23 protein-coding genes and 3 pseudogenes are annotated in these 24,472 nt (G+C 40.4%); 8 read left to right on the plus strand and 18 right to left on the minus strand.

What is annotated here, in order from left to right; translation table 11 throughout:
• Positions 1-90 (plus strand): annotated as a pseudogene (locus FTV04_RS13265) (IS5/IS1182 family transposase); the annotation flags it as partial.
• A 413-nt stretch (positions 91-503) separates the two neighbouring features.
• A pseudogene (locus FTV04_RS17020) lies at positions 504-1,290 on the plus strand (IS3 family transposase); the annotation flags it as partial.
• A 127-nt stretch (positions 1,291-1,417) separates the two neighbouring features.
• Here FTV04_RS17020 and FTV04_RS13270 read toward each other — a convergent pair.
• From FTV04_RS13270 to FTV04_RS13285, 4 genes are all read right to left on the minus strand, one after another.
• Positions 1,418-1,909, minus strand: coding sequence for a hypothetical protein (locus tag FTV04_RS13270; RefSeq protein WP_078193829.1), 492 nt, complete (start codon positions 1,907-1,909; stop codon positions 1,418-1,420).
• Between the two features lie 361 nt (positions 1,910-2,270).
• On the minus strand, positions 2,271-3,665 hold the full coding sequence (fumC, locus tag FTV04_RS13275) for a class II fumarate hydratase (protein WP_180089902.1): 1,395 nt from the start codon (positions 3,663-3,665) through the stop codon (positions 2,271-2,273).
• 199 nt (positions 3,666-3,864) lie between these two features.
• Entirely contained in the window at positions 3,865-4,872 is a 1,008-nt protein-coding gene (locus tag FTV04_RS13280; RefSeq protein ID WP_180089904.1) for an SDR family NAD(P)-dependent oxidoreductase, read from the minus strand.
• 513 nt (positions 4,873-5,385) lie between these two features.
• Positions 5,386-5,982, minus strand: a complete 597-nt coding sequence (locus tag FTV04_RS13285; protein WP_078193832.1) for a phosphatase PAP2 family protein — start codon at positions 5,980-5,982, stop codon at positions 5,386-5,388.
• 302 nt (positions 5,983-6,284) lie between these two features.
• Here FTV04_RS13285 and tusD point away from each other — a divergent pair, with 302 nt between their 5' ends.
• The 4 genes from tusD to FTV04_RS13305 are packed head-to-tail and all read left to right on the plus strand — an operon-like array spanning position 6,285 to position 7,710.
• A complete protein-coding gene (tusD, locus tag FTV04_RS13290) occupies positions 6,285-6,653 on the plus strand; it encodes a sulfurtransferase complex subunit TusD (protein WP_180089906.1) in 369 nt (122 codons plus the stop codon).
• Between the two features lie 45 nt (positions 6,654-6,698).
• A complete protein-coding gene (locus tag FTV04_RS13295; protein ID WP_078193833.1) occupies positions 6,699-7,049 on the plus strand; it encodes a hypothetical protein in 351 nt (116 codons plus the stop codon).
• Between the two features lie 13 nt (positions 7,050-7,062).
• Complete coding sequence (locus FTV04_RS13300; protein WP_078190986.1) at positions 7,063-7,350, plus strand: DsrH/TusB family sulfur metabolism protein; 288 nt, start codon at positions 7,063-7,065, stop codon at positions 7,348-7,350.
• Positions 7,351-7,398: 48 nt separating this feature from the next.
• Positions 7,399-7,710, plus strand: coding sequence for a TusE/DsrC/DsvC family sulfur relay protein (locus FTV04_RS13305; RefSeq protein ID WP_111884335.1), 312 nt, complete (start codon positions 7,399-7,401; stop codon positions 7,708-7,710).
• An 82-nt stretch (positions 7,711-7,792) separates the two neighbouring features.
• Here FTV04_RS13305 and FTV04_RS13310 read toward each other — a convergent pair whose 3' ends face one another.
• The gene (locus tag FTV04_RS13310; RefSeq protein WP_180007850.1) at positions 7,793-8,272 is read right to left on the minus strand and encodes a helix-turn-helix domain-containing protein; all 480 of its coding nucleotides are present in this window, start codon (positions 8,270-8,272) and stop codon (positions 7,793-7,795) included.
• Between the two features lie 149 nt (positions 8,273-8,421).
• Positions 8,422-9,321 carry a LysR family transcriptional regulator gene (locus FTV04_RS13315; protein ID WP_168378649.1) on the minus strand — a complete coding sequence of 300 codons (900 nt, stop codon included), beginning with the start codon at positions 9,319-9,321 and terminating at the stop codon, positions 8,422-8,424.
• A 97-nt stretch (positions 9,322-9,418) separates the two neighbouring features.
• Here FTV04_RS13315 and FTV04_RS13320 point away from each other — a divergent pair, with 97 nt between their 5' ends.
• Both FTV04_RS13320 and FTV04_RS13325 read left to right on the plus strand, forming a co-directional pair.
• Positions 9,419-9,871, plus strand: a complete 453-nt coding sequence (locus FTV04_RS13320) for a CidA/LrgA family protein (protein WP_180011411.1) — start codon at positions 9,419-9,421, stop codon at positions 9,869-9,871.
• Positions 9,868-10,578 carry an LrgB family protein gene (locus tag FTV04_RS13325; RefSeq protein ID WP_180026276.1) on the plus strand — a complete coding sequence of 237 codons (711 nt, stop codon included), beginning with the start codon at positions 9,868-9,870 and terminating at the stop codon, positions 10,576-10,578. The genes FTV04_RS13320 and FTV04_RS13325 overlap by 4 nt, the downstream gene beginning before the upstream one ends.
• A 64-nt stretch (positions 10,579-10,642) precedes the next feature.
• Here the strand turns inward: FTV04_RS13325 and FTV04_RS13330 are convergent, their stop codons facing one another.
• From FTV04_RS13330 to FTV04_RS13385, 12 genes and pseudogenes are all read right to left on the minus strand, one after another.
• Positions 10,643-11,389, minus strand: coding sequence for an adenosylcobinamide-GDP ribazoletransferase (locus FTV04_RS13330; protein ID WP_180089908.1), 747 nt, complete (start codon positions 11,387-11,389; stop codon positions 10,643-10,645).
• Entirely contained in the window at positions 11,386-12,009 is a 624-nt protein-coding gene (locus FTV04_RS13335; protein ID WP_180089910.1) for a histidine phosphatase family protein, read from the minus strand. The genes FTV04_RS13330 and FTV04_RS13335 overlap by 4 nt, the downstream gene beginning before the upstream one ends.
• Positions 12,010-13,062 (minus strand): nicotinate-nucleotide--dimethylbenzimidazole phosphoribosyltransferase, encoded by a 1,053-nt coding sequence (cobT, locus tag FTV04_RS13340; protein WP_180089912.1) that lies wholly within the window; start codon positions 13,060-13,062, stop codon positions 12,010-12,012.
• Positions 13,059-13,580 (minus strand): bifunctional adenosylcobinamide kinase/adenosylcobinamide-phosphate guanylyltransferase, encoded by a 522-nt coding sequence (gene cobU / locus FTV04_RS13345; protein ID WP_180089914.1) that lies wholly within the window; start codon positions 13,578-13,580, stop codon positions 13,059-13,061. The genes cobT and cobU overlap by 4 nt, the downstream gene beginning before the upstream one ends.
• Positions 13,577-14,251 carry a 2'-5' RNA ligase family protein gene (locus FTV04_RS13350; RefSeq protein ID WP_180089916.1) on the minus strand — a complete coding sequence of 225 codons (675 nt, stop codon included), beginning with the start codon at positions 14,249-14,251 and terminating at the stop codon, positions 13,577-13,579. The genes cobU and FTV04_RS13350 overlap by 4 nt, the downstream gene beginning before the upstream one ends.
• A gap of 192 nt (positions 14,252-14,443) precedes the next feature.
• Entirely contained in the window at positions 14,444-16,615 is a 2,172-nt protein-coding gene (gene mtlD, locus FTV04_RS13355; protein WP_180089918.1) for a bifunctional mannitol-1-phosphate dehydrogenase/phosphatase, read from the minus strand.
• Positions 16,616-16,850: 235 nt separating this feature from the next.
• Positions 16,851-18,071: an MFS transporter gene (locus FTV04_RS13360; RefSeq protein ID WP_180089920.1), complete on the minus strand. Its 1,221-nt coding sequence runs from the start codon at positions 18,069-18,071 to the stop codon at positions 16,851-16,853.
• A 111-nt stretch (positions 18,072-18,182) separates the two neighbouring features.
• The gene (locus tag FTV04_RS13365; RefSeq protein WP_180089921.1) at positions 18,183-20,450 is read right to left on the minus strand and encodes a TonB-dependent receptor; all 2,268 of its coding nucleotides are present in this window, start codon (positions 20,448-20,450) and stop codon (positions 18,183-18,185) included.
• 15 nt (positions 20,451-20,465) lie between these two features.
• Positions 20,466-21,737 (minus strand): MFS transporter, encoded by a 1,272-nt coding sequence (locus tag FTV04_RS13370; protein ID WP_257221052.1) that lies wholly within the window; start codon positions 21,735-21,737, stop codon positions 20,466-20,468.
• On the minus strand, positions 21,713-22,105 hold the full coding sequence (locus FTV04_RS13375; RefSeq protein ID WP_078190999.1) for a hypothetical protein: 393 nt from the start codon (positions 22,103-22,105) through the stop codon (positions 21,713-21,715). The genes FTV04_RS13370 and FTV04_RS13375 overlap by 25 nt, the downstream gene beginning before the upstream one ends.
• A complete protein-coding gene (locus tag FTV04_RS13380; RefSeq protein WP_168378659.1) occupies positions 22,102-22,734 on the minus strand; it encodes a GNAT family N-acetyltransferase in 633 nt (210 codons plus the stop codon). The genes FTV04_RS13375 and FTV04_RS13380 overlap by 4 nt, the downstream gene beginning before the upstream one ends.
• A gap of 54 nt (positions 22,735-22,788) precedes the next feature.
• Positions 22,789-24,447, minus strand: a pseudogene (locus FTV04_RS13385) (IucA/IucC family siderophore biosynthesis protein); the annotation flags it as partial.
• Positions 24,448-24,472: the final 25 nt, after the last annotated feature.

Genomic DNA, 24,472 nt, shown 5'->3' on the forward strand with positions numbered 1-24,472 from the left:
AGAGGAATTGCCACAAGATACGATAAGCTAAAACGTAACTATCAAAGCGCTGTTGCTTTAGCTTGTATATTTATATGGTTGCCTCTTTAGCTCAATTTATCGGCTGTAAATGTCAACACACCCTAGTTCTTTATGGTTATAGTGAAATGAACAAATGTTCAGGGCAAAGTATAGCGATCGCTTTTTTCTAAAATAACCTAGTTTTACCCGCCTAATTTGCTCAGCAATTTTTTCGATTTTATGTTTTAATACATGCAGTATGAGATGAGCCTTATATGAGTATCACGCGAGTGATACGACTAGCCCCTAACCATGGGGCTTTTTAATGTCCGCATTTATGATTTTCAAGTTTTAGCATCTTTGAGAGACTCTTTCGCTAATAGTTTGCTGTGTCTTTCGACATGCTGCCAGCATAGCCCTATACTCGTAAAGCTAAGAAAGTATTCAAAGCAACGATGTACTTACTTAAATCTATCACCGATCAGTTAAAAATAATCACTGCAGTCTCTTCTGCCTGCAAATATCTAGGTGTCAGCACTTCACGCTTCTATGCATGAAAAATGTTAGATTTATTTATGTATGATGATTTGAAAGCTATCCATTGGCAGCATCATACTCATTTAGGCGCACAATCATGTCCATGACATACATGATCTTGATTATCGTATGAATGAATGTTCTGTCTGTAGAATCTAAGAATATTTAAAAAGCTAAGTTTACTGAATAAAGTTGCACGCAAATATAAGCATACAACGGATATTACTTATATCAGTACCAAGCAAGATGGGTTGTATTTATGTGGATGCTAAGTTTATTTAGTCGTTGTACTGTCTGTTGGCAAACTAGCCATTGTAATGGTCAAGTAAAATCAGACCATCAATTGATATGCGTGTAATGCATTTAATTAAGCAGTAGCTCATCAAGGTTATCCAAACAGGTGCATGGTACATTTCCTTGCAAAGCAATACTTCACAGACTCGAAGTACTGTAATCATGATTGTAGGGGCTATTTATTGATGAATAACGGTATTCTAGTATACAACCGTCGCGACCTTACACAGTATGCTGCTCATGGGATAATGCAGTAAGCGAAGCTTGTCTCCCACATTAAAAGACCATGTGATTCACGGTAGTGTTTACTACTAGAAAAGAAACCGATGCTGTATTATTCTCAAAGTTTACTACCATCGAATTAGACGACCTTCTACAAATGACTGGTTAAGTCTAAAAGCCTTTAAGCAGAAATATTTTAAGTATTTAGAAGGGATGACCGTTCACGATATTGTTTAGGATCAATGCTTCACTTGCTTGATGGGTCACTATGAAACAGTCACTTGCCGCAGTAAATCTGAAGTTCTGCTGTGCATATAAAAAATCCTCCTAAGCGGAGGATTTTTCGACTAAAACTGTGTGCAGTTTAGAATTTTGCTTCTAATACATTCGCTGACACTTGGTTTTTCCAAAGCTCACGTAAAGTCGGTAGATAGAATTTTTCACCTAGCTCGACCAACTCTGCATCAATCAAACCATGAACTTCGTGCATGAATAAATAATCAAGTTCAACGGTTTGTAATTTTGACTGTGCTTTTTTATATTCTTTACGTTTTTGCTGTGCTTTTTTTACCAAGTTATCTGCATAAGCACGGTCTTTATATTGGGCAATAGCATTCAAACGTAGCTCAATTACGCCCCACCCACTGAGTAGTAATTTAAATTTTTCAAAATCTGTCGTTGTTGATTCCCAGCTCATTTCTTCTAGATTTTCATTCTCAGGCAAAACTGGTAGCAAAAGCTCCATAACACTTGGGAAAATCTTTTTAAAATTCAATACAAATTTAACAGGATGCTCGCCCGGATAGTCTTTAAATTGAACGTTCTTTTGGACATCTGTCAAATAGATGGTGAGCATTGGGGGAAATCCTTAAATAAAACACTGTCTTGCAAATATTTATTCAAACAAATGTCAAATAGCAACGAAAACAGAAAAAGAAAGGCATTTTAACAAGTGTGCCAATGAATTCAAAGCCCAATCCAATGAATTACTCGCTTCATCATCAGGCCTTTCTTCATTTTGTTCGTTCCCCTATTTTTAATAAATCGTCTGGTTTCTATACATACATTTCAAGATGAATATGAATCCAAAGAATCTGTGTTAGGCAATAACTAGTTGAAAAATAATTCAATCATATATCCAATAAAAAGAGAGGCTGAATATGAATCAGCCTCTCTAATTATTTTCCAACACTCTAGATGAATGATCTCAAAACAATTTATTTGGTATTTGGTGAAACCATTTGCTCAGGACGAACCACTTCATCAAATTGCTCTGCAGTGACTAAACCGAGTTCTACCGCAACTTGTTTTAGAGTTTTACCTTCTTTATATGCAGTTTTAGCAACTTTCGCAGCATTTTCATAACCAATCACAGGGTTGAGTGCCGTAACTAACATTAATGAATCATGTAAGAAATGATCGATTTTTTCACGGTTTAGCTCAATTCCGACTGCGCAGTGGTCATTGAAGCTATTACATGCATCGCCAAGGAGTTGAATAGATTGCAATAAGTTAAAGGCAATAACAGGCATAAACACGTTTAATTCAAAGTTACCTGATGCACCGGCAACATTAATGGTTGTGTCATTTCCAAGTACTTGAGCAACCACCATCGTCATGGCTTCACTTTGAGTTGGATTGACCTTACCTGGCATGATGCTTGAGCCTGGTTCATTTTCTGGAATGCGTAGCTCACCAAAACCACAGCGTGGACCACTGGCTAACCAGCGCACGTCATTGGCGATTTTATTTAAACTTGCAGCAAGTGTTTTTAAAGCACCCGACGCAAATACAGCTGCATCACGTCCTGCAAGTGCTTCAAATTTATTGGGCGCAGTTACAAATGGCAGACCCGTTTGCTTCGCAAGTTCTGCTGCTGCTTTTACAGCATATTCAGGATGTGCATTCAAACCTGTACCCACCGCTGTACCGCCTAGTGGTAATTCATACAGCCCTTCTAAAGCTTGATTTAAACGCTTCAATCCATGATCGAGCTGTGAAACATAGCCGCTAAACTCTTGGCCTAATGTTAAAGGCGTTGCGTCCTGTAAATGTGTACGGCCAATTTTAACAATATCTTTAAAATCGTTAGATTTAGCTTCTAAGGTATTACGCAGTTTCGTTACTGCAGGAATTAAAAGCTCATTGATTTGTAGACTTGCAGCCACATGGATTGCGGTTGGGAACGAATCATTGGTCGATTGAGCACGATTGACATGATCATTAGGATGCACAGGTTTTTGTGAACCCAATGGATTACCCAGTTTTTGATTGGCAATATTGGCAATGACCTCATTACAGTTCATGTTACTTTGCGTGCCTGAACCAGTTTGCCAAACTACCAGTGGAAATTGTACATCCCATTGACCGGAGATCACTTCTTCGGCTGCATTGACGATATATCCAGAAAGTTCCTGAGGGATTTGACCCAAAGCTGCGTTGGTAATCGCTGCTGATTTTTTGACGAGTCCCATTGCACGAATCATTGGACGCGGTAAACGTTCACCACCAATTTTAAAGTTTTGCAAACTACGCTGTGTTTGTGCACCCCACATCGCATCGCTAGGTACTTCAACATCACCCATTGTGTCATGTTCAATACGTGTTTGCATAAATGACCTCATATCCTTATTTATAAAACTTGAACGTCTGTGCAGAATCAAACTCTGCTGATAAATACAGTTTAGGTAACTTGCTTAGATTTGTAAATAATAACCATTATCAATTATGAGCGGTTTATTTGATAATCTTTATCGTGATTTTATAAAGAAAATCATGCACGATGATTAAACTTACCGAAAACAAGACGAGTTAATTCCCTCTTAATGTTTGTTGATAGAAACGCCATTCATCTTCTAGCATTTTCTTTAAATCTTGTTCAGGCTGCCAATCAAAAGTACTTTTCGCTTTCTGTGTACTTGCCCCAAGCTGGTCATATTCATGGCTTGGGTAAAAACTAGAATCGACCGTCTTAATCTCCGCCTGTGTCACTTCTGAAAGCGTATCCAACAGTTGCTGTATCGAAACCAATTCACCTGAAATATTAAAGGCCTCGCAAGTAAATTGTTGCTGCGACAACCATTGCAAACATTGCCACACCGCCTTACAACAGTCGAGTACATGCAAGAAACTCCGTTCCACAGTACCATCTTCAGTTTTGGCTTGTTTGCGAAGTTCAATAAAATCTCGTTGTAAAGCACCGACTTGCATCGCAAGTGGCACGATATTTTTTGGCAATGGCGCAACAAACTCACCTAAAACTGCATGTTCGAAAGCACCTGCGACGTTTCCTAAACGCAAAATCGCAATTTTCCACTCATTATCGGTACGTGCCGTATCCCGTATAATTTCTTCCACCATTTGTTGAGATTTCACATAGGGATTTGGATAGGTAAAATTGATTTCTGTGTCTTCTGTTAATTCTGCCGAAGACTGACCATATACCGCCAAACTTGATAAATGGATCAGTGTTCGTACACCTGTTCGCTGCATGGCACGCAGCAAACTCATGATACAGCTGACATTATCATTATAGTATTCAAGTGGTTTAAGGACGGATTCTTCCAATGACTTAAAGCCTGCCGTATGAATGACAGCATCGACGGTATATTGTTCAAATACTTTATTGAGTGCGGGAGTATTTCGAATATCGAGTTTGACAAAAGGTACATACATGCCTGAAATAAATTCTAGTCGTTCAAGTGTTTGTAAATTTGCATTGGATAAATTATCCACAATAATGACTTCTTGACCTTGAGCCATTAAACTCAAGGCTATATGTGAGCCTATAAAGCCTAAACCACCAGTCACTAAAATCATTGTTTAGATACTCCTTATAGTTATCAAGCTTTTACAAATCTTTGGCATCATCTTGGTGTCGTCACCAACTTATCTACAGATCTAAATTTTGAAACTTCGCCTCAGCATTTTTCATGAGCCGAACAATCTGCAAGAGCATTCTAGTTTTATCTTACTGCTTTAGAATTTTGACTGTGTTGCAGTTATGGATATTAACTGTATTTGATTTACGACAAATGACCTCGCTAGCGATCCAATTTGAAGACATCACAATTATTCGTGGCATTTGAGTGAACGCGTTTAGAAGAAGATATTAAAAATAGTCGCACTGCAAACATATTACACAGCAACAAAATATTAGAAATGATCTTATCGAATGAGCAAATTGAATTGAGCAGTCTGACTATTTTTGAGGTCGAGAAGCAGGATGTGAAAGCCAGATGAATCATCAGAAATATTCATCTGGCAGGATGTTGGCAATGTAACTGTAACAGCAGCAAAAGTTTGAAATCGCAAATATCTAGCAAACTTAATTTAGCGGATATAGCCTTTTTTAATCATGGCTGAGAATAGGAACTCGTAAACTTTTAAGATCATGCTCACCAAATAAGACCCATATTTTCGCCATAAAGACAGTCCAACAAAATTCAGTAAAACCGCAATGATCAGCGCTCCCGCCATATCCATTGGATAATGCACACCTAAATAGACTCTCGACCACGCCACAAGAAAAGCGAAAGCTAGAAATACATAGCCGACAGCTTTTTGCTTTGAAAAAATATAAGAAAATGCAATCGTACTAAAAAACAGCATGTGATCACTCGGGAATGATCCATTCGGTGAATGTTCTATAATCGTGCGTCCAACGTCCAAGACAAAGGGTCTAGGATAGTAAAAGAAACTTGAAATCACTTGGCTGATTAGAAATGCGACGATAGTAAATACAGTGGCTTTAACGATTTGTTTTTTGGTGTCAAAACTGCCTTTAAACCAAGCCAAAAACATCAAAAGAATCACGATATAAAATAGATCATTGGCTATAAATATAGCGAAAGAAATGGTGAAATCTAAAGCATTGTCCGAAGCATTGATTGAATTAAATAAACTTAAGTTAAATTTCTCTATATTCATGAGATGGTTTAAAAAATGAAAAGATCATAGCACTCTGCAAAATCAAAAATTGCGTTTTATTCATATAAAGATTTTTCAGTATGTAACCGCACAGTTTATTTATGAAAAACTGACGGCTTGAGGCTGAATCCAAAATAAACCCAAAGTTATATTTGAAGAAAAATTGGCAATGACTTCGCCGCCTAAATAAGCAAAACTGTGCAAATATTCAGATCATTGAGTAAATCATTGTATACTAGCTTTTTCTTCTGAACTCAGAACAAACTGTCGATCTAGACCGTTTATTCATTTAGTGAATTTCGATGAGTACTCTATTACTAATTACCTCCTCACCCACTTCGATATTGGCTTGGCATGCTTTGGGTCTTGCCCAAGCGCTGAAGCAGAAAGGCGAAAACTTTCGGGTTTTTTTCTATCAAGATGCTGTAAATGTCGCAAATGCTCTGCAATGGGTGCCAGATGATCAACGCAAACTCAGCAGTGAATGGCAAAAACTCGGCATTCGTTTACCTGTTTGTGTAAGTGCAGCTCTCGCACGTGGGATCACAGATCAGGAAAATGCACACCGTCACAATATTCAGCAACATAATCTAGCTGAGCAATTTGAACTTGTGGGCTTAGGTGAACTTGCCGATGCCGTACAAGCTGCTGACCGTTTATTGCAATTCTAAGTATTTTGATTGCCGCGCATTTGTAGCATTGAAAAGGAAAATTACGTGAAATCTGTACTGGTTGTTTTAACCCATGCAAATCTTGCAAGCTTACAAGTACATGAAAGTCTTTCTGCGACCATGGTGCTTGCAACCTTCGGTTGTGACGTTAAAGTGTTGCTCAAAGATGCTGCGCTGAGCCTACTTCAAGCCGAACAAGAGTTTAGTCAACTCAAGCATGCATTTAAACTCGCATCCAACATGGTTGATAGCTTTGAGTTTTATGATCTCACCCCGATTTATATTGAACAAAAAAATTCACAGCATCCATTTGTGATCAATAGTGAACAAGAACTTGAGTTTGTTCAATTCAATACTGAATTAATTCAACAATTTGATCATGTGTTGTATTGGTAAAAGAGGAATGATGATGTCAAATTCTACGCTGTATTTAGTCCAAGCCAGCTATGCCAATACCCTACAGCACATCCAGCAGTTAGCCAGTTTAATCAACCCTGAAGATGCAATCATCCTGATGGGTGAAGCAGTCTTACATATTGCAGATGAACAAATTCAGCAATTTGGCACATGTTATGTACTTGAAAATGATGCTGAAATTTTAGGTAAAAGTATGAATTATAGTCATATGAAAGTGATCGACTATGCCGCTTTTGCTGATCTATGCCTCAGATTTAAAAGATGTATTTCACTCAAATAATTTGAGTGAAAGCGATCCATTTCTACAATCTTCTCTTTTGGAACGAATATGAATCTTGAATTAGACCAAGATGGCCATTTGGTGGATTACACTATTTGGAATGAAGCTGTTGCCCAAGAACTGGCTAAAAGTTTAGAACTTGAGTTAAGCCCTTGGCATTTTGAAGTTTTACAAGCTGTGCGACAGTTTTATCAACAGTTTGGTCACTCGCCGGCAACTCGCCCACTCATTAAATTTTTAATGAAAACCGTGAGTGCAGATATTAATAATGCAGTATTACAAGACAAATTTAATACGGGCTTGGTCGCTCGACATTTAAGTCGTTTAGCGGGAATTCCTAAACCTGCAAATTGTTTGTAATTTTAAAGTAATCTAAATACTGCTTAGGCTATTTTGGCTATATGGATGCAAATCAGGATCTTGAAGAAAGCCATAAAACAGCTTAGGCAGGTTTTAATTGATTGAGAGCGATGTAATAGGCTTGGGTAAAAACTGGTTTGACCTGTTTGGCTTGGATCGGTTCTGCACAACATGAACACACTAAAACGGGTTTAAACTTTTCACCACATGTCTGATGGACATATTCAACAGGTGATCCCAAGCCCTGATCCATATATTGATCGGCCCAATGCGTCATGGCTAGAAGAATTGGATACAAGTCTAAGCCTTTTTGAGTCAGTCGATATTCAAAACGTTCCTGACGCTCGACATAAGCAACTTTGGTCAAAATACCTTCTTCGACCAAACGCTTTAGGCGGTCAGATAACACATGTCGAGTCACACCCAAATTTTGTTGAAAATCATCAAAACGTCGGATGCCCATAAATGCATTACGGATAATCAACATGGTCCAACGGTCCCCTAGCACAGAAAGCGCACGAGCGATTGAACACGGTTGTTGACCAATATCATCCCATTTCATTTTATGAACCATCAAAAATAACGACCAACACCCAATTTAATTCATGCATGTTGATTTTGCAAAATCCTTTTCAATAATCTTTGATGTACAAATCGTAAATCCACCTCCATTTCCAATCTTTTATTTCATCGACTTGATCTGTGAATGAACTAAAAATGTATTTTGTCTTTATTGTCTTCAATGATTTCTAGCCATGCACGCGTTGCGGGACTCATGGCAACAGTGGTATTCCAGGCCATGCTGAGTTTCCAGTCTAAGTTCGGATTTTCTAATTCAGCCACATGGTATTTTACCGCATCAAGTTGTTCACAATAAATTTTAGGCAGGAGTGCAATCCCAACATTTGAATCCACCATTTTGGCGATGAAGTCCCACTGGCTGCTTTTACATACCACATTGGGCTCAAATCCGACGTAATTTGCCGCCTGTATGATGATGTCATTGAGTGTGAAGGTATCGTCATACAATAAAAATGACTCTTCTTTTAATTCAATCAACGAAACGGTTTTTCGCTTTCGCCATTGTGAGTTTTTTTTGGATAATAAGCACAAAGGTGATTCCATGACTGGTATACCGCTTAATACCGGTTTCAAGTGCCCCAAAATAATTCCGACATCGACCTGTTTTTTTAAAATGGCACTTTCAATACCCGTCGCCCCAACCTCAAAAAAGCTCAATTCAATATTCGGATATTTTCGATGAAACAATGCAATTAACTGACTAAACAGCACCGATGCCAATGGCGGTAAACCTAGGGTCAATTTACCTTGTTTTAAGGCGCGAACTTGGGTGACAGTATCAAGCATCCGTTGTTGTTCATTCAAAATCACTAAAGCATGCTGATAAATCTGCTCTCCCATATAGGTGAGCTGTGCTTCCCTTTTTCGACCTGCTTCTCCTTTATGAAATAAAGGCACTCCGATCTCGTCTTCTAACTGACGAATTAATTTACTAATGGTCGGCTGAGTGACAAAAAGCGCTTCTGCTGCATGACTAAAACTCTGTTTTTGTACGATGGTCACAAAGACTTTTAGGCTTTTAATGTCCATTATTATTCCATATAGGCATAATTAATAATTAATTATTCATAATTATACAGGGTATGCACTTTTAAAATAGCGTCATCTCCTATTCTGCTGTTGTCTCATGGATACGCTTCCACAATCTTCTTCCAAATTTACCCAGTTTCTCAAGACCTTAGCGCAGCTAAGTTTATTGATATTGATCTGGTGGATTGGATCTTGCATTCAATCTTGGTTTAACTTGCCGATCTCTGCTGGCGTAATTGGTTTATTGCTGCTATTAGCCGCATTATTGAGTGGTTTATTTAAAATGCAATGGGTCAAACAAGGCTCAGATTTTATTTTGGCTGAACTGGTTTTATTCTTTATCCCCTGTGTGGTTGGGTTAATTAAATATCAAGATTTATTACTCAGCTCTGGCTGGCAGTTAATTTTAGCCGTGGTACTGGGTACTGTCTGTGTCATGGTGTTTACAGCATTTACGGTTTATTGGGGCTTTAAACTCGAGGCAAAACTTAAAGCTAAACACCAAACTGCGACAGATCATGATGTCAACACAGCAGGAAAAACCTTATGAACGATTTTGGGTTGAACAGCATCTCTGTATTGTTTTTCGTCCTGACCCTAATCGGTTATATTTTGGCGAAAAAGCTACATCGTAAGTTACCGTATATGGTTCTTTCCCCTGCGCTATTCGTCCCGTTTGTGCTGATTATACTCATGCTTTGCTTTCATATTTCATATGACACCTATATGCAAGAAAGCCAATGGATTGTATGGATGCTCGGCCCTGCCACTGTGGCCTTTGCTATTCCCATCTATGAATATCGACAAATTATCCGTCAGCATGCGCTGAGCATTAGTTTAGGCATCGTGATTGGCATGTTAGCTGGGATTATTAGTGCTTTTTATTTGGCACAGTTGTTTCAGTTTGACCAAGAAACGTCTTATAGCTTAATGGCACGTTCCATTTCTACGCCCTTTGCCATGGAACTTACCTCGAATATTGGAGGTTCAGTAGAATTGGTGATTCTATTTACCATGATTACTGGGATTGCCGGCGTGGCTATGGCTGACCTAGTTTTGGCTGGGCTTAAATTGCATTCACGCTTTGCACAAGGTGCGGCTCTTGGCAATGCTGCACACGGATTTGGTACAAGTAAAGCATTATCACGTCATAAAGAAGAAGGTGTTGCAGCCTGCTTGAGCATGGTACTTGCTGGAGTATTTATGGTATTGCTTGGGCCATCGCTTATTCATTTAGTCATTTATCTATTGGGATAAATAAAAAGCCCAGTGCAGTCTCTGGGCTTTTTAAATGATGATTTAAACTGTTTCATCTGTAAAACTATACAGCTAAATAATGTATTGCTATGACAAACGTTAAAAGACTCGACACTTCTGTGATTTCAATCGCGGCACCAATTGTATCTCCTGTCACACCACCTATACGCTGAATAAATTTCCATCGTAAATACAATAAAGTACAAATAAATGTAAGAATACTGACCACTCCAGTCCAGCTAAAATACAAACATGCACTTAGGCAGAGTGTAAATATCATGTATGCCGACTTTCGTGGAATAGTTGCTGCTATCGATGAGCCTAAGCCTTTTGCACGGACATATTGAGTTGTTAAAAACAAAAATAAAGGGGCTAAACGACCCAATACTGGAAATACAATTAATGCCAAATACATTTGCTGTTGTAGCAAAACATAAAGCGCCGACCATTTGAGTAAGCAAATCACGACGAGGCTCAAAACACCAATCGGCCCACATGCAGGGTCTTTCATGATTTTTAGTGTACGCTCGGCATCACCAAAGCCACCGATCCACGCATCTGCCGTATCAGCTAAACCATCTAGATGTAATCCACCTGTGAGCCAAATCCAAACTACCAGCAAAATACTGCTGAGTAAGATAATCGGCAGGCTGTGAAATATAAAAGCAAGCAAGGCGAGAATGCCACCGATCAGCAATCCCACCGCAGGATAAAACAGTAAAGACTGTCCATTTTGCTGTTTCGATGGCATCGCTTTAAGTTGAATAGGGAAAGTCGTGAGAAACTGTAGAGCAATCCAAAAAGGTGTCATTCACTTTGCTCCAAAAGACGAATATTTGTACGATTTTGCACAATGAATGAATTTAATTGTCCCAATTCGGCAGTCATTTTTAATAAATCATCTAAGTGACTTTGCTGTGCCATACATTTCAATAATTTAATCACGCCGCCATGGGAAACCAATAAAACGCGGTGCCAATGATGCTGTTGAGCCTGCAAGACTAACTCATCTAGACCGCTTAATATCCGATGTTGAAATTGCTGAAGACTTTCTGCATTCGGTGGCGTAAATGTGCTGGGACTTTGCCAAAACTGTGCGAGTAACTCTGGAGTGTTTTCATAGATATGCTTGGTTGATACCGCTTCCCAGTCGCCAAAATGCATTTCTTGAAACTTCGCATTTTCAAACATTGGACATTTAAGTTGTTGAGACAAATCTAAAGCAAATAAACGGCAGCGCTGTAAGTCAGAAGTGATGATGACATCCCAGCTCGCTAAACCGTGTGTATGTATGACGTTCAATACATCATCTATGGTCTGCTGCATCTGCTGCCAACCTTTTTGCGTCAAAGCATCATCTGTAGAGCCACGTAAGGTATGGCTTAGTTCAGTCTCACCATGACGCAATATATCTAAACGGAAATGTTCCATTTAAACTTTTTCACCAATCACAGCAGCTTGTGCAAAAGTCGCCATGTTGTTATGTAAACGACATGCCAAACGAATTAAACCCAATGCCGCACCGGCACCGCTGCCTTCACCTAAACGTAAATTCAACTTCAAAAGTGGATCAGCTTCAAGGGCTTGAAGTAAACGTTGGTGCCCATATTCAGCCGATTGATGACCAAAAAGCATCCATTCACGTACAGCAGGATTTAAACGAACAGCGACCAAGGCAGAAACCGTACTAATAAATCCATCCACGACCATTGCTAGTCCCAATTGCGCACAGCGAATGTATGCTCCAACCATCGCGGCAATTTCTAAGCCACCAACAGCACATAGGGCTTTAAAGACATCTTGGCCAACATAGTCGTGATGTAAAGCCAAGGCCTGATCAATCACGTGTTTCTTATGTGCCAATTGTTCAGCACGAATACCTGTACCAACACCTGTTAATTTTTCGGCCGGCTCATTAAATAAAAAACATGCAACAGCAGAAGCAGAACAGGTATTGCCAATGCCCATTTCCCCTGCGACATAAATTGACGCACCTGCAGCGATAGCATCTTCAACACTTTTACGGCCAAGATTCATCGCTTCAATACATTGTGATTCGCTCATCGCAACAGTTTTAGCAAAATTTGCTGTACCCGCTGCAATACAGTAGCGCTCTACCCCTGCATATTCATAAGCTTCACCTACCGAACCACAGTCAATCACTTGTAGTTTGGCTTGATACTCACGTGCAATGACACTAATACATGCACCACCGGTCGTGAAGTTTTGTAGCATTTGGCGTGTGACAGCTTGTGGGTAGGCCGAAATATTTTCTTCCATCACGCCATGATCACCTGCAAAGATGGTAATCCATGGGAAATCGATATTAGGCTGATCCGTGTTTTGTAATGATGCAAGTTGCACCGCTACATTTTCAAGTTCTGAAAGCGAGCCCGTAGGTTTAGTTAGCTGTAACTGGTGATTTACCGCCTGTTGCTTAGCTTCGATACTCGGATTTTGACAGGGTTCTTGCCACCAGTTCATGCTTTATCTCCTTTTAAGATCATTGGAAAACCTGCAACACAAAACACCACATGGTCAGCAATTTGACCAATTTGTTGATGTAAGCGCCCAGATTCATCGACGAATTTTCGACTGATTTGCCCCATGGGAACAACGCCCAGTCCAGTTTCGTTACTGACTAAAATAATGTCTGACTTTAATGTTGGCAGCACCTTAAGTAATTTTTGGCATTGATGCTGTTGAAAGTCTGCTTGTTCATGCAGCAATAAATTACTCATCCACAGCGTTAAACAATCGATAAGAATGGTTTGATGCGCTTGGTCTATTTCAAATAAGCAGTCGGCTAAATACAAAGGTTCTTCAATCAGGCCCCAATGCTCAGGACGGTCGGCTTGATGATGCTGAATTCGCTCCTGCATTTCCTCATCATAGGCTTGTGCTGTAGCCACATAGATGACGGCTTGAGCACTTTCTTTGGCTTTTTGTTCTGCAAGTCGGCTCTTACCTGAACGTGCCCCACCCAAAATAAAATGAATCATGATTGTGCCATCTCTATATTTTGTCTGAACTGATGTTGATAATAAGCACTCAATGCCCCTTGTAATACTTGAGCCTGATAATGACCAAAAGTCAGTTGCTTGCTTTCAAAATCAAAGCTGTGCTGTTCAACTTGTTGGATTCTTTCAAAAATATCATCGCTATTCCATGCCTGTTTATACAAGCCCAATGTAATATGCGGACAATATTCGATCGGTGCAATTTCATTCGAGCTTACATTGAAAGCTTGACGTAGATGATCAAACTTACGCTCTAAATCCACAATTTCAATAAACAACGCGCTTTGAAAGCTATTGATCTGACCTGTACGTAACCGAATATTAGATAGCGATAACTGTCGAAGTTGTTGTTGGTGCAGTGCCAATTCATCTGCTGAGAAATTATCATTCCATCGTTGTTCAGAATGATCGATTAATTGGGTTTTATTCAGCTCTTGAAAAAAACCACAAATAAACACGGTGATATGAAATTGGCGCGTATTCGGTGTGTATAAAAGATCTGAAAACTGCGCTCGAAGTGCTGTGAGATATTCCAATAATTTAGGATCCTGTATTTCTAGATACCACAAAGCATAGTGCTGACGACCTTGATGCCAATCGGGATAATCCTGATTGAGCGTCGGTACGACTTGCGTTGAAGGTTTTAGAAACACAGATAAATCACTTTAAATTCAATCTGCTTTATTAAAGCATGAATCAAAACAGACTTTACCCAATTTTGATTTAGTAATATTCAGTTAGAACTGAAATTCATTCATCTAAGACCTCTATTTAAGAAAAAAAATGCCGAGTCATACTCAGCATTTTGATTCAATATATATTGCGCACAGATAAGCATTATATTTTTAGGCAAATTTCGCAGTATCTTTCTGATCTTGCGTTACAGCATGGTTTTTCCAAGATGTAAACTGCTCTGTGAACTGATCAGAAAAATGCTGCAACTGTATCATTACATTGGCCTCAATCTGTTCAATACGTTCCAGTTGTTCAAGCTCGTTTGTCTTTTTCAGTTCTGAAAATTGCAACTGGATAAAGTTGATAGCCTGATCCATCGAACATTGATTAACACTCACGGCATACATCAAACCATAGACAATACCTTGCTGTAGGTGCGTTGTCTCCAGTCCATATTTCACATTGGTCGCCAACGAGCCCAACACTCGTTCATTAATTGCAAGTTTACGTAAAGGATCTCGTGCCACACGCGCACATGGATCTTTATACGCATGTTCACAAGAGTTTATAAAGCTTTCTGCCAGTCGTGTTAGATCAAAAGCACGATTTGGTAAGCGTCGTGCTAAACCAGCCTGCACCTCGTCAATAAGTTCATGCATAAATTGATCAACCCGATGATCTGCAAGTGCCACACCTATGGTTTGATGATTGAACAGTGCTGATTGCCAAGCCAACATGGCATGTACGCCATTCCATAAGCGATTTTTAATTAATTGAATATCTTCAATATGATCGACCAAAATCATTTGACGCATTTTTTCTAACAAAGGACTGTTATTTTCTACATAGATCGGCATGTCAGATTCTGCGTTAAATAAAATTAAATCCATGCTTTGCAATATATGACTTGGGTGGAAATTTCGGCGCATATCCTCAACATATAAAGTGGCTTGACGTTCCTGATCAGGATTTAATTTCGTCGCATCTTCTAAGTCTAATTGAGCATTCACTTCAACTTCATCTAATTGAAATTGTTTGAAGATATTATATTTTATACGGAGCTGACGATATAAGTTTTGGTCACTTAACTTAGATACCATGCGGTTGACCACGGTATCGCAAAAATAGTGTTGTTGCATGATTTTCTCTGCAACAACCGCTCCAGCAAGCTCAGTTAAAGCCTGTTTTAAATGTGACATTAATAATTGTTTTGCTCCGACTTTGTTCAAAATGATCAGCATCGTTAGAGGTTCGATGGCTTTCTCATCATGTGCAATATGTCGTGCATACAGGCCTTGTGCAATGGTTTTGGCCTCTTCTGCAATCGCTTTTTCAGGCAAACAGATGGCAACCAAACTTGACTCTGTGTACATCTCTTGCATCTGCTGAATATTTTCAGCATCAATGACTGCCATGTTTTCAATGCGTTCGTCATAAGACAATTGACCATAGCGAATACAATAGGTACCAAATGCATTGACCGCAGAACGATATAAAGGGTTACGAGTCGATGCATAAATTTTTTTCGGGCGTGTATAACCATCCCAATGCGACAAAATTTGTGCTAAATAACCACCACCAATCGCCCCAAAACCATGAATACCAACAGTGAGCTGATTAAGGGTTTGTGGAAAAGCCTCTTGCACATGCGGCATCTCTAAATGCGCAGTGAACGGGTCAAGTTCCGTCAAACAGTCATACATACATTCATAATAATATTTGGCTTTGGACAGCATGTTTTGATTGGGCGATTTAATATCTTTAAACAGTACGGTAATACCGCCAGCCTCAAAGGCCGAAGTCACACCATTTTCCGAGTCTTCAAACATCAAACAATCAGCAGGATTTAAATTCAGCTTTGCGGCAGCACGCATAAATATTTCAGGATGTGGCTTACCATTTTCAACTTCATCGCCACAGACTAAGACATCAAAGAACTTATACACATTGGCATTGATGAGATATTCTTCTGCGATTGCACGGCGACTCGATGTTGCCACGGCCATCCTCAGTCCTGACTTACGTAAGCGTTCTAATACTTGAACCAAGCCTTTTTTGATCGGTACACCAAACTGACGAACATGCTCCAACTCTAATTCATCTGCACGTTTGCGAATATCTGCGTATGGAATGTTTTCATCATATTCAGCTTGGGCCAATCGATGCGCGCTTTGTGCACTTAACCCCAAACAATTCATCAGATATGATTCGGAAAACTCAACACCGATCAATTCAAGAGATGCCTGTTTCAATGTTTGAAACCGTAAACGTTCAGTATCAAACATTGTTCCATCCATATCAAAAATGGCGCCCAGAACCAAATCATTATTAAATTTAAGCATTTAACCTCCGTTATTTTTTATGTGAAAAGAATAACGGAGAAAACTATTGATTCAGTACTTTGAGAATTAATGAAACAATTGTGGTTATTTTTTAATCAAAAAGCTTGCTTTTAAAATCTATTTTGTAAAATCAATCGCTGATCAAGTAACATCATGTAATCAAAACCCACTGTTGTCAGGATAGGCCTATCTTCACACCGACCTATTGAAGTAAGTATACAAGTCTCTGCATATTTCACTCAGTTACTCGCTTCACGGTTTGAGTTTTGGTTTGAAATAAAAAGAATACGATTAAACCAAGCATCACTAAAAATAAAAAATAATACGGAAATTCTTTGTGCCACTGGTATAAACCCGTACTAATCAGTGGCCCGACAACAAAACTCAAAGCCTGAGTGGCTGTACACCAACTTGCCACCTTAGTCTGTAACGCACTGGGCGCCGTTTGCGCTGCACCCGTTGTAAATGCAGGGATTAAACATGCTACCGATATACCATATAACAGGTACGTGGCTTGAAATACCCGTAATTCATTGGTGAAAACCGAAATCAGCAAGGCTACTGCCATGCTAAACAGCCCAACCCACAGTAAGCGATATACGGACCAATTTAAATACTTAGAAATCAGCGTTTGCATAATCACCAAAGCAATACCCACGACGAGAGAACACTCTGCAAAATGCACTGCACCCTCTGCAGCAGTCATATTAAAGCGGTCTTGAATATAAAACCCTGCCGTTAAATTCACTGTCACGATGGCAAGATAGAGACTGAATCCCAACATTAACCATGGATAGCATTGCTGAATGCTCAAATCCGTAGATGGTGACTCATGCTTTTCTGTCACTGGCTTTTCAACGCTATGCTGTTCGGTATGTCGGTCAAAGCTGAACACCAAGACCACAGAAATCAACGCTAAAATAATGATTGCTGCCCAAAGCGGCGTCATGATTCCACCAAAGCCTAACAGCAAGGTGGTTAGAAATGGACCAATGATCACGCCTGCACTATTTAATGCACCGAATTTTGACATTGCTTGTGAACGCTGCTGCTCATTGCTAAAACGGGTCATCACATAAGTTTGCAAGGCAATCTGTGGCATCGCCATAAATACCCCAGTGGCTGCACGTGAAAGCATTAGTAAACTAAACAGCAACAACATCCCTATCTGAACAGAAAGGCCATACATCAACACTGCAGTAAATAGCCCCCATGTCACAGCCATGCCCACAAAACCGATACTCAACAGTTGATAAATCGAAAACTTGGATTGATTTTTTGAAATGTAAATGGCACCGACAGCCATCAGCAGCGCACCGACGGAAACCATCGCGCCACCTTGTAGCTCAGTAAGTTTTAACTCACGAACCAATGGCGCCAACAGCGGCAATATCATCGAGAAACTTGCACCATTGGCAAGACTGGCAGCAATAAACAGTTTATTATTTCGATCCATTATTTTTGTTATCCATTTTTAATGGCTACGTTATAAACAATAGAGGTGACTTAAGCCACCTCTATTTTGTAAGTCACGATACCGTGCTTTAAACCCGATTCAGGATTTAAATTAGTATTTCACCGTATAACTTAAACCGTAGGTGCGACCTTGAGCCGCTAGGCTAGAAATTGGGCCATAGACAGTTTCAACCGACTGACTGTATACCGACTTATAATCCGTATTCCACACGTTGTAGACACCAAAGCCCACATTACCCGGTCCTACTTTTGCATTGGCAATCACGTCCATCGTTGCAAAGCCTTTAATTGACGCTGCTGGAGCAGATCCATATTTCACAGCGTCTTTTTGGGCTTTGTCTGTACCGCCAATCGCTAAAGCTTGAACACGTAGGCTCATGTCATTATCAAATTGCCACTCTGAAAATGCTGTACCTTTTAAAGGTGCTACACGAATGGCATCCAATTCTTGCCAGTCACCTTGGGTATTTTTAAATTGGCCCGTGGTATATGCAACTGTGCCCCCAACCGTCCAATTTGGTTGAACTTCATAACTGGCATTGGCTTCGACACCATAGATACGTTCATCGGTATCAATAACATCAATGGTGTAATTCGGCGCACCAAATTTCAGGCTTTTATCTGAGTCATTATAAAAAGCCGTGACTCCTGCATTTAAACCACCGGCATTTTGTACACGCCAACCGAGTTCATAGTTATTGACTTTAATTGGGTCAATGGTTTGGCTATTAATCACAGAATTTGCCGGCACATCGCGCAGCATACGTTGCACATCGGGCAAGTTTGAACCTTGTGAGAAATTGGCAAACACTTGCTGTACATCTGTTAAGTGATACACCGCGCCAACATTAAACAGCGTTGCATCATGTTTTACTTTGCCGCCGTTCAGTGTTTTCGCCACATAACCTGGGGTTAAATCTGCGGTAATGGCTTCCATATAAGGCACAGATGAATCGACATCGCTTGCTACACGTTCATGGCGAATGCCTGCTTGTAAGCCTAGTCGGTCAGTTAATTCATATTGCGCTTGGGCAAATACCCCAAGTTTTTCTGTTTCAACATCAGGGCCAAAAGCATAGTAGTTAAACGGTTGATAACTCAAACCATTACTTTGAATAAACGTTGCGCTGTCATACATTTGGATATTTTGTTGATCTTTTTCATTTTCATAGTCCACACCATAGGTTAGACCCAGTTCACGACCATTTAAGTTAAGATCTTTTTGTAGAGCAACACGTGCGCCTAAAACATCGATATCGGTTTCTGACTGATACACCAAGAAGAGTTCAGGTGCCATTTGACGTGCAGATGGGAACCACCGTGCTTTTTCATTTCGATAATAGGTTTCAGCGTTTAGACGGTGGCCTAAAATATCTTGATTTTCATATTGTGCGTTGACGCTATAACGTTCAGTTTGTGGTTGTTCAGCAAGTTGTAAGCCTTTTACCGCATTTAATGACAACGGCAGCTTGCCACCCACGGGCTGTGAGCGCAGCGCATTTAAATTTGGACCATAGTCAGGGCCATAGTCACTATCTTGCTCATCATTATAATATTGCGCGCCAAAACTCAGCGTTTGACCATCGGCAATTTTCCAACTGACACGACCATTTAGATCTAAAGTGTCGGTATCTTGACGGTCTGTTTGTGCAATTTCAGGTCCAATACGGTTGCCATGACTATCTTGTATTTCACCACGTTTGGTATAGCTTGCACCTAAAGTTCCGCGTAAATTGCCTTGATTAAAGTTCATGGTTTGTGCAGCTTCATAAGCCAGAGCATCAGACTTAAAGTTATTACCAGAAGTAACACCGACTTTCGTTTCAAAACTCAGCGGTTCAGATCCACCTCGTTTGGTGATGATATTGATAATACCGCCTGTCGCACCTGAACCATAAATACTCCTTGCGCCAGAGACCACTTCAATTCGTTCAATCATCGACGGGCTAATACTCGCCAGTTGTCGAGATCCATCACGATATCCCGTTTGCGGCACACCATCGATCATGTATTGCACCACACGTCCACGCATGGTCATCCCATAGTTAGACGTTGTACCACTCGATGGAGTCAGTGATGGCACCAATAAACCAACAATATCAGCTGTGCTTTTACCTGCATTGGCTTGTTTTTCAATTTCTTCTTTAGGAATGCTGTACACCGTACCCGCAATATCTGCAATGCTTTTCGCAGAACGAGTTGCCGTCACAACAATCGGTGCCATTTTAGTAGCTACTGCAGTTTGTGTTTCAACTGCAGTATTTTGTGCTGTGTCCGTTGTGACGTCTTGTGCATAAAGCTGAGTGCAAATTGCAAGGCTGAGACACGTCAGTTGCATCGGTAGAGCTAAACGTTTCATATTCTTTTCCATTTCTTAGAGTTCCGATTGAGTCGGAAGTGTTTGAGTTTTAAAATTTTGTGTTTTTAAAACAATGCGCTGACTAATTAAGACGCTGATTACTGAGCCAATTGCCAATACCAAGTAAAAATGTCCATAGCCTAATGATTTTGCGAGAAAGCCTGAAAATGCACCGCCAATGAAGTAAACGAGCAATTCAAAGCACACTAATATGGTGAAATCGGTACCCGCCTGTTCTTTAGAACTGGTCTGCATGAAATAGGCATAGAGTGATGTCATGGCGATATAACGAATGGCTAGCATCAACACGACAAATAGACCTAAAAGCAGATGCCATTGATTCAACCACTCCAATACAACGGCTGCCCCAATGACGGCATATAGCAATGTACGTAACCATCCTGCCCAGACCAACAATTGCGTCGCTTTGATTTTTTTCAGCAATACAGCTGCACTAACAGCTGCAATCAGACCGACACCGGCACCGACCACAGACATCAACACCCCGATCTGAGACAGTGACCATTTTTGATCGATCAACATGGGATTCAGCATTGCCATAGCGGGTGCTTCCACCACGCGATAACAAACGATGAGCAGCAAGGCCCAACGAATCGCAGGTCGTTTAAACGCTTGTCGTAGGCTTGGTTTGGCTTTGGCAATTTGAGTTTGTGGTTCTTCTTGAATAAAAAACACAGCAAACATGGTTAAAAATGTCAGCAGCGCTAAAGTTGTGAGCGCTGACTGCCAACCCCAATATTGGTAAATCCATAAAGTTGCAGCGCCACCAAGCATGCTACCGACGGCCACCCCAATACTCTGTGCCATACTGCCCAGACGGTAATTGCCTTCGGTAAATTTCTCTACGGTATAACCATCAATCGCAATATCTTGCGTTGCCGCAAACGTTGAAATCCATAAACCAACAATGACAAATAAAGTCAGCCCATAAGAAAACTGCGTAAAGGCTAAAACCAGTACCCCCAGTACCAATGCGATTTGCGTAAACAACAGCCATGTTTTACGTTTACCGAGTTTTTTGACATAGAGCTGATCGATCCAAGGCGCCCAAAAAAACTTGAATGCCCATGGAATATAAAGCAGCGATAACATGCCGATCCAGCGTAAATCTACCCCTTGATGTCGTAAAATGGCAGGCAAAGCCACATTGTAAAAATACAAAGGCAATGCATGTGCTAAGTACAAAATAATCACGACGCTCAAACTCAGGACTGAAATTTGAGATGGTGAAATTGCATGATTTAATTTTCTTGAGTGTTGTTGCATATCCACCTCTGCACTGCCCATTGCAGCGCATCAGACTGTTCTAATGAAACGTAATAAGGCACACGCCACGCTGCATGCAGCGCGGGTGTATTTAAACGTTTGAAGTCATCTGGATCTTGCGCAATACGCACCAGACCCAAACAATATTGAAAAAAGAGATGTTTAAACTTCTTGTACCAAACGGCCTGTATTTGCCGATATTCTTCGGGAAAAGTCGTTCCCTCAGCCGTTTGCATAACCAAAACAAAGGGCTGACTTTTCAGAAAAAAGCGCTCAACTTGAGTCAACCATTGTTCAAACTCTTCCACTGAAACATGCGCTGAAAAGCGCATGTCCAGTATGTGCATGTGGGTGCAGCGATAACTCATGACACCGCCTTAGCTAGTTGCTGATGCTGAAATGCCTTGGAGTCGTTTAAGTAATGACCAAATTTTGAATAAAATGTTTCTCTAAAGCAGTAATACAACATGGCGGTCTTTTCAGGCATTGGGATTAGGCGCTGCGCTTCATAGCACATGTCTTCAACTACGACGGCATAAGGCTTCACACTATGATCAGGCTCTCCCACAATCTTGGCTGATGCAGCATTTTCAAAGATATAAAAACTCAATAAACGCATGACGGGACGTAAATAGCCTTTACCAAAAACGGACTTTTCACCAAATAACAAATGCCAACCTAGATCAAGCTCATCACCGTCGTAGTACAAACCTAATCGATCCCGTTTTCCTTCGTAGATCTCTGTGTAGCCCACATCTTCACCATTTACCCCTACGATCAAAATTCGGTGATGATCATCTGCCAGCATTTTTTCGTAATACACTTTTAGTTCAGTTTCTGACTTATTGAGCTGCCACTGTGGAATAACATGAGGTTCATGCATCCATTTATGAACCAAAGCCATATCTTCTGGATATTGCATTTGTCGTAAGTAGTATTGCGTCTCATTCTCATGGTATTCATAAAAATCAGGTAGTTGTCGTGATAACGTTGTCATGATATCGCCCTTTAAATTTGTTTAATCTTTTCTGTTCTTAGCTCAAAAATCTGTTTATGACGCAATACGATTAGTTGTCGTTTTCTGTTCGGCGGTATGCTGTTGTTTCGCCCACTGATTTAAAGTGCTTGGACTCACAGGGTTTGCAATAGGATCTAAAAATACAGGTACTGGTCGTTCTGCTTCGTCGTTATAACTGGTGGTAAACAGTCGAACACGGTTCAGACAAATTTTCTCGAAACGTGGACGGAACATACTGAATTTTTCAATACGATCTGCCAATTCAGGATGTGCCTGATGAAATTCGTCAATCACGGTGGAGATGGTTTGCCAAAACTCAAGTTCTGTATGCTGTGGATAATCTTCAAGGAAGACATTACAGATATAGCGGTAATGCACCATGAACAAACCCGTAAAGATAAAGTGGCTAAGTTCTTCAGCAGGATGACGCAGTAAAATTTGCCCTTCAGGTGGTAAATTTTCGAGTTCTGGAAAATCTTCATCAACTAAATTGACATCATCAATAAAGTCCTTCAGCACCATTTTTTTTGGTAGACCATTTTCATGGATTAACATGGTGTTTTCACCGTGTGGAGAAAAAGCCAAACCATATTTGTATAAGCAAATCAGTAGCGGTGTTACACAAACTTCGGCAAATCGTTTCAACCATTGCAAAGGCGTTAAACCTGAAGCTTGAATCAACACGGATAAAATAGACTGACCGTTTAGGTCTCGATGTAACAATGCTGCTTGGGAAAGCGCCAACTGATGTTCACCGATACAAGGCTCTACACTTTCACGCCATAGGCAACCAAACAATTCTTTAAATTGGTAAGGCGCACCGTCTATCTGATCAAAACACGGCTGTTGCAAAGTGAGACTTGCAACTTCACCCAAAAATGCTACCTGTGTTTTTTGCAGGTCTACATCATGATGTTGAATGTCCTTCAGCCAAGCGGTCACCGCAGGTGCAGCTAAATTTCGTTTTGAAGGCAAACCTCGATATACCGCCGTATTAAAGATACTGACAGGTAACTTCACATAATGCCGTTCAGGATGACTGGTATTGCATAAGGTACGAATTGATTGCATTGGCACATAGTCATCTTGTCCAATGTCCAATTCAACAATGCGCTGATCAACGATTTCATTGGCATAGGTCGGGATTAACCACTGATGCCACTGCCACGCATGTACAGGAATAAAATAATACTCAGCAGCATCTACGGCTTTGTCCGCCAATTGCTGTTGAAAATCGTGTAATTGCGCAGAATTCAATTCATGGCGATATAAGCTTTTCGCATCCCAAGCCTCGGTCGAACGAAACTCAGCTAAATTACGATGAACAGCTAACCACAAGACTTTGACTGTTGGAGAAATCTCTGGTGCTGAGCTTAAATAATCATCATAGCCAAAGCCCATACGCCCCTTACTCATAATGAGCCATGGGTGTCCACGTAACATGCCTTCAATTTGATAGTGTGGCGCTGACAGCACAGCCTGACTCAGCAATCTTTGCTCATCAAAAACATGTGCTTCAGCCAACCATGTATTGTTCATTTCTTTAATCAAATAGGCCTTGGTAAAAGGTTTCACTTCAGCTTGATTTGAAAAGGCACGAATAAATTCATGTAGATTCCATGCGGGCTGTGCTGTCGAATCACCTAAATCTCGAACACTCCCTTCAACTATACGCCAATGCCCAAGCAGAAACTGAGTCGCTTCAAATTGATACGTT

Origin of the sequence: Acinetobacter sp. YH12219, assembly GCF_013417875.1 — a bacterium.
Classification (GTDB): Bacteria; Pseudomonadota; Gammaproteobacteria; order Pseudomonadales; family Moraxellaceae; genus Acinetobacter; species Acinetobacter amyesii.

What these genes read in the sequence shown, in the direction of transcription:
- FTV04_RS13270 (WP_078193829.1), bottom strand. Translation starts at nt 1,909, where the DNA reads ATGCTCACCATCTATTTGACAGATGTCCAAAAGAACGTTCAATTTAAA.
- fumC (WP_180089902.1), bottom strand. Translation starts at nt 3,665, where the DNA reads ATGCAAACACGTATTGAACATGACACAATGGGTGATGTTGAAGTACCT.
- FTV04_RS13280 (WP_180089904.1), bottom strand. Translation starts at nt 4,872, where the DNA reads ATGATTTTAGTGACTGGTGGTTTAGGCTTTATAGGCTCACATATAGCC.
- FTV04_RS13285 (WP_078193832.1), bottom strand. Translation starts at nt 5,982, where the DNA reads ATGAATATAGAGAAATTTAACTTAAGTTTATTTAATTCAATCAATGCT.
- tusD (WP_180089906.1), top strand. Translation starts at nt 6,285, where the DNA reads ATGAGTACTCTATTACTAATTACCTCCTCACCCACTTCGATATTGGCT.
- FTV04_RS13300 (WP_078190986.1), top strand. Translation starts at nt 7,063, where the DNA reads ATGTCAAATTCTACGCTGTATTTAGTCCAAGCCAGCTATGCCAATACC.
- FTV04_RS13305 (WP_111884335.1), top strand. Translation starts at nt 7,399, where the DNA reads ATGAATCTTGAATTAGACCAAGATGGCCATTTGGTGGATTACACTATT.
- FTV04_RS13310 (WP_180007850.1), bottom strand. Translation starts at nt 8,272, where the DNA reads ATGAAATGGGATGATATTGGTCAACAACCGTGTTCAATCGCTCGTGCG.
- FTV04_RS13315 (WP_168378649.1), bottom strand. Translation starts at nt 9,321, where the DNA reads ATGGACATTAAAAGCCTAAAAGTCTTTGTGACCATCGTACAAAAACAG.
- FTV04_RS13320 (WP_180011411.1), top strand. Translation starts at nt 9,419, where the DNA reads ATGGATACGCTTCCACAATCTTCTTCCAAATTTACCCAGTTTCTCAAG.
- FTV04_RS13325 (WP_180026276.1), top strand. Translation starts at nt 9,868, where the DNA reads ATGAACGATTTTGGGTTGAACAGCATCTCTGTATTGTTTTTCGTCCTG.
- FTV04_RS13330 (WP_180089908.1), bottom strand. Translation starts at nt 11,389, where the DNA reads ATGACACCTTTTTGGATTGCTCTACAGTTTCTCACGACTTTCCCTATT.
- FTV04_RS13335 (WP_180089910.1), bottom strand. Translation starts at nt 12,009, where the DNA reads ATGGAACATTTCCGTTTAGATATATTGCGTCATGGTGAGACTGAACTA.
- cobT (WP_180089912.1), bottom strand. Translation starts at nt 13,062, where the DNA reads ATGAACTGGTGGCAAGAACCCTGTCAAAATCCGAGTATCGAAGCTAAG.
- cobU (WP_180089914.1), bottom strand. Translation starts at nt 13,580, where the DNA reads ATGATTCATTTTATTTTGGGTGGGGCACGTTCAGGTAAGAGCCGACTT.
- mtlD (WP_180089918.1), bottom strand. Translation starts at nt 16,615, where the DNA reads ATGCTTAAATTTAATAATGATTTGGTTCTGGGCGCCATTTTTGATATG.
- FTV04_RS13360 (WP_180089920.1), bottom strand. Translation starts at nt 18,071, where the DNA reads ATGGATCGAAATAATAAACTGTTTATTGCTGCCAGTCTTGCCAATGGT.
- FTV04_RS13365 (WP_180089921.1), bottom strand. Translation starts at nt 20,450, where the DNA reads ATGAAACGTTTAGCTCTACCGATGCAACTGACGTGTCTCAGCCTTGCA.
- FTV04_RS13370 (WP_257221052.1), bottom strand. Translation starts at nt 21,737, where the DNA reads ATGCAACAACACTCAAGAAAATTAAATCATGCAATTTCACCATCTCAA.
- FTV04_RS13375 (WP_078190999.1), bottom strand. Translation starts at nt 22,105, where the DNA reads ATGAGTTATCGCTGCACCCACATGCACATACTGGACATGCGCTTTTCA.
- FTV04_RS13380 (WP_168378659.1), bottom strand. Translation starts at nt 22,734, where the DNA reads ATGACAACGTTATCACGACAACTACCTGATTTTTATGAATACCATGAG.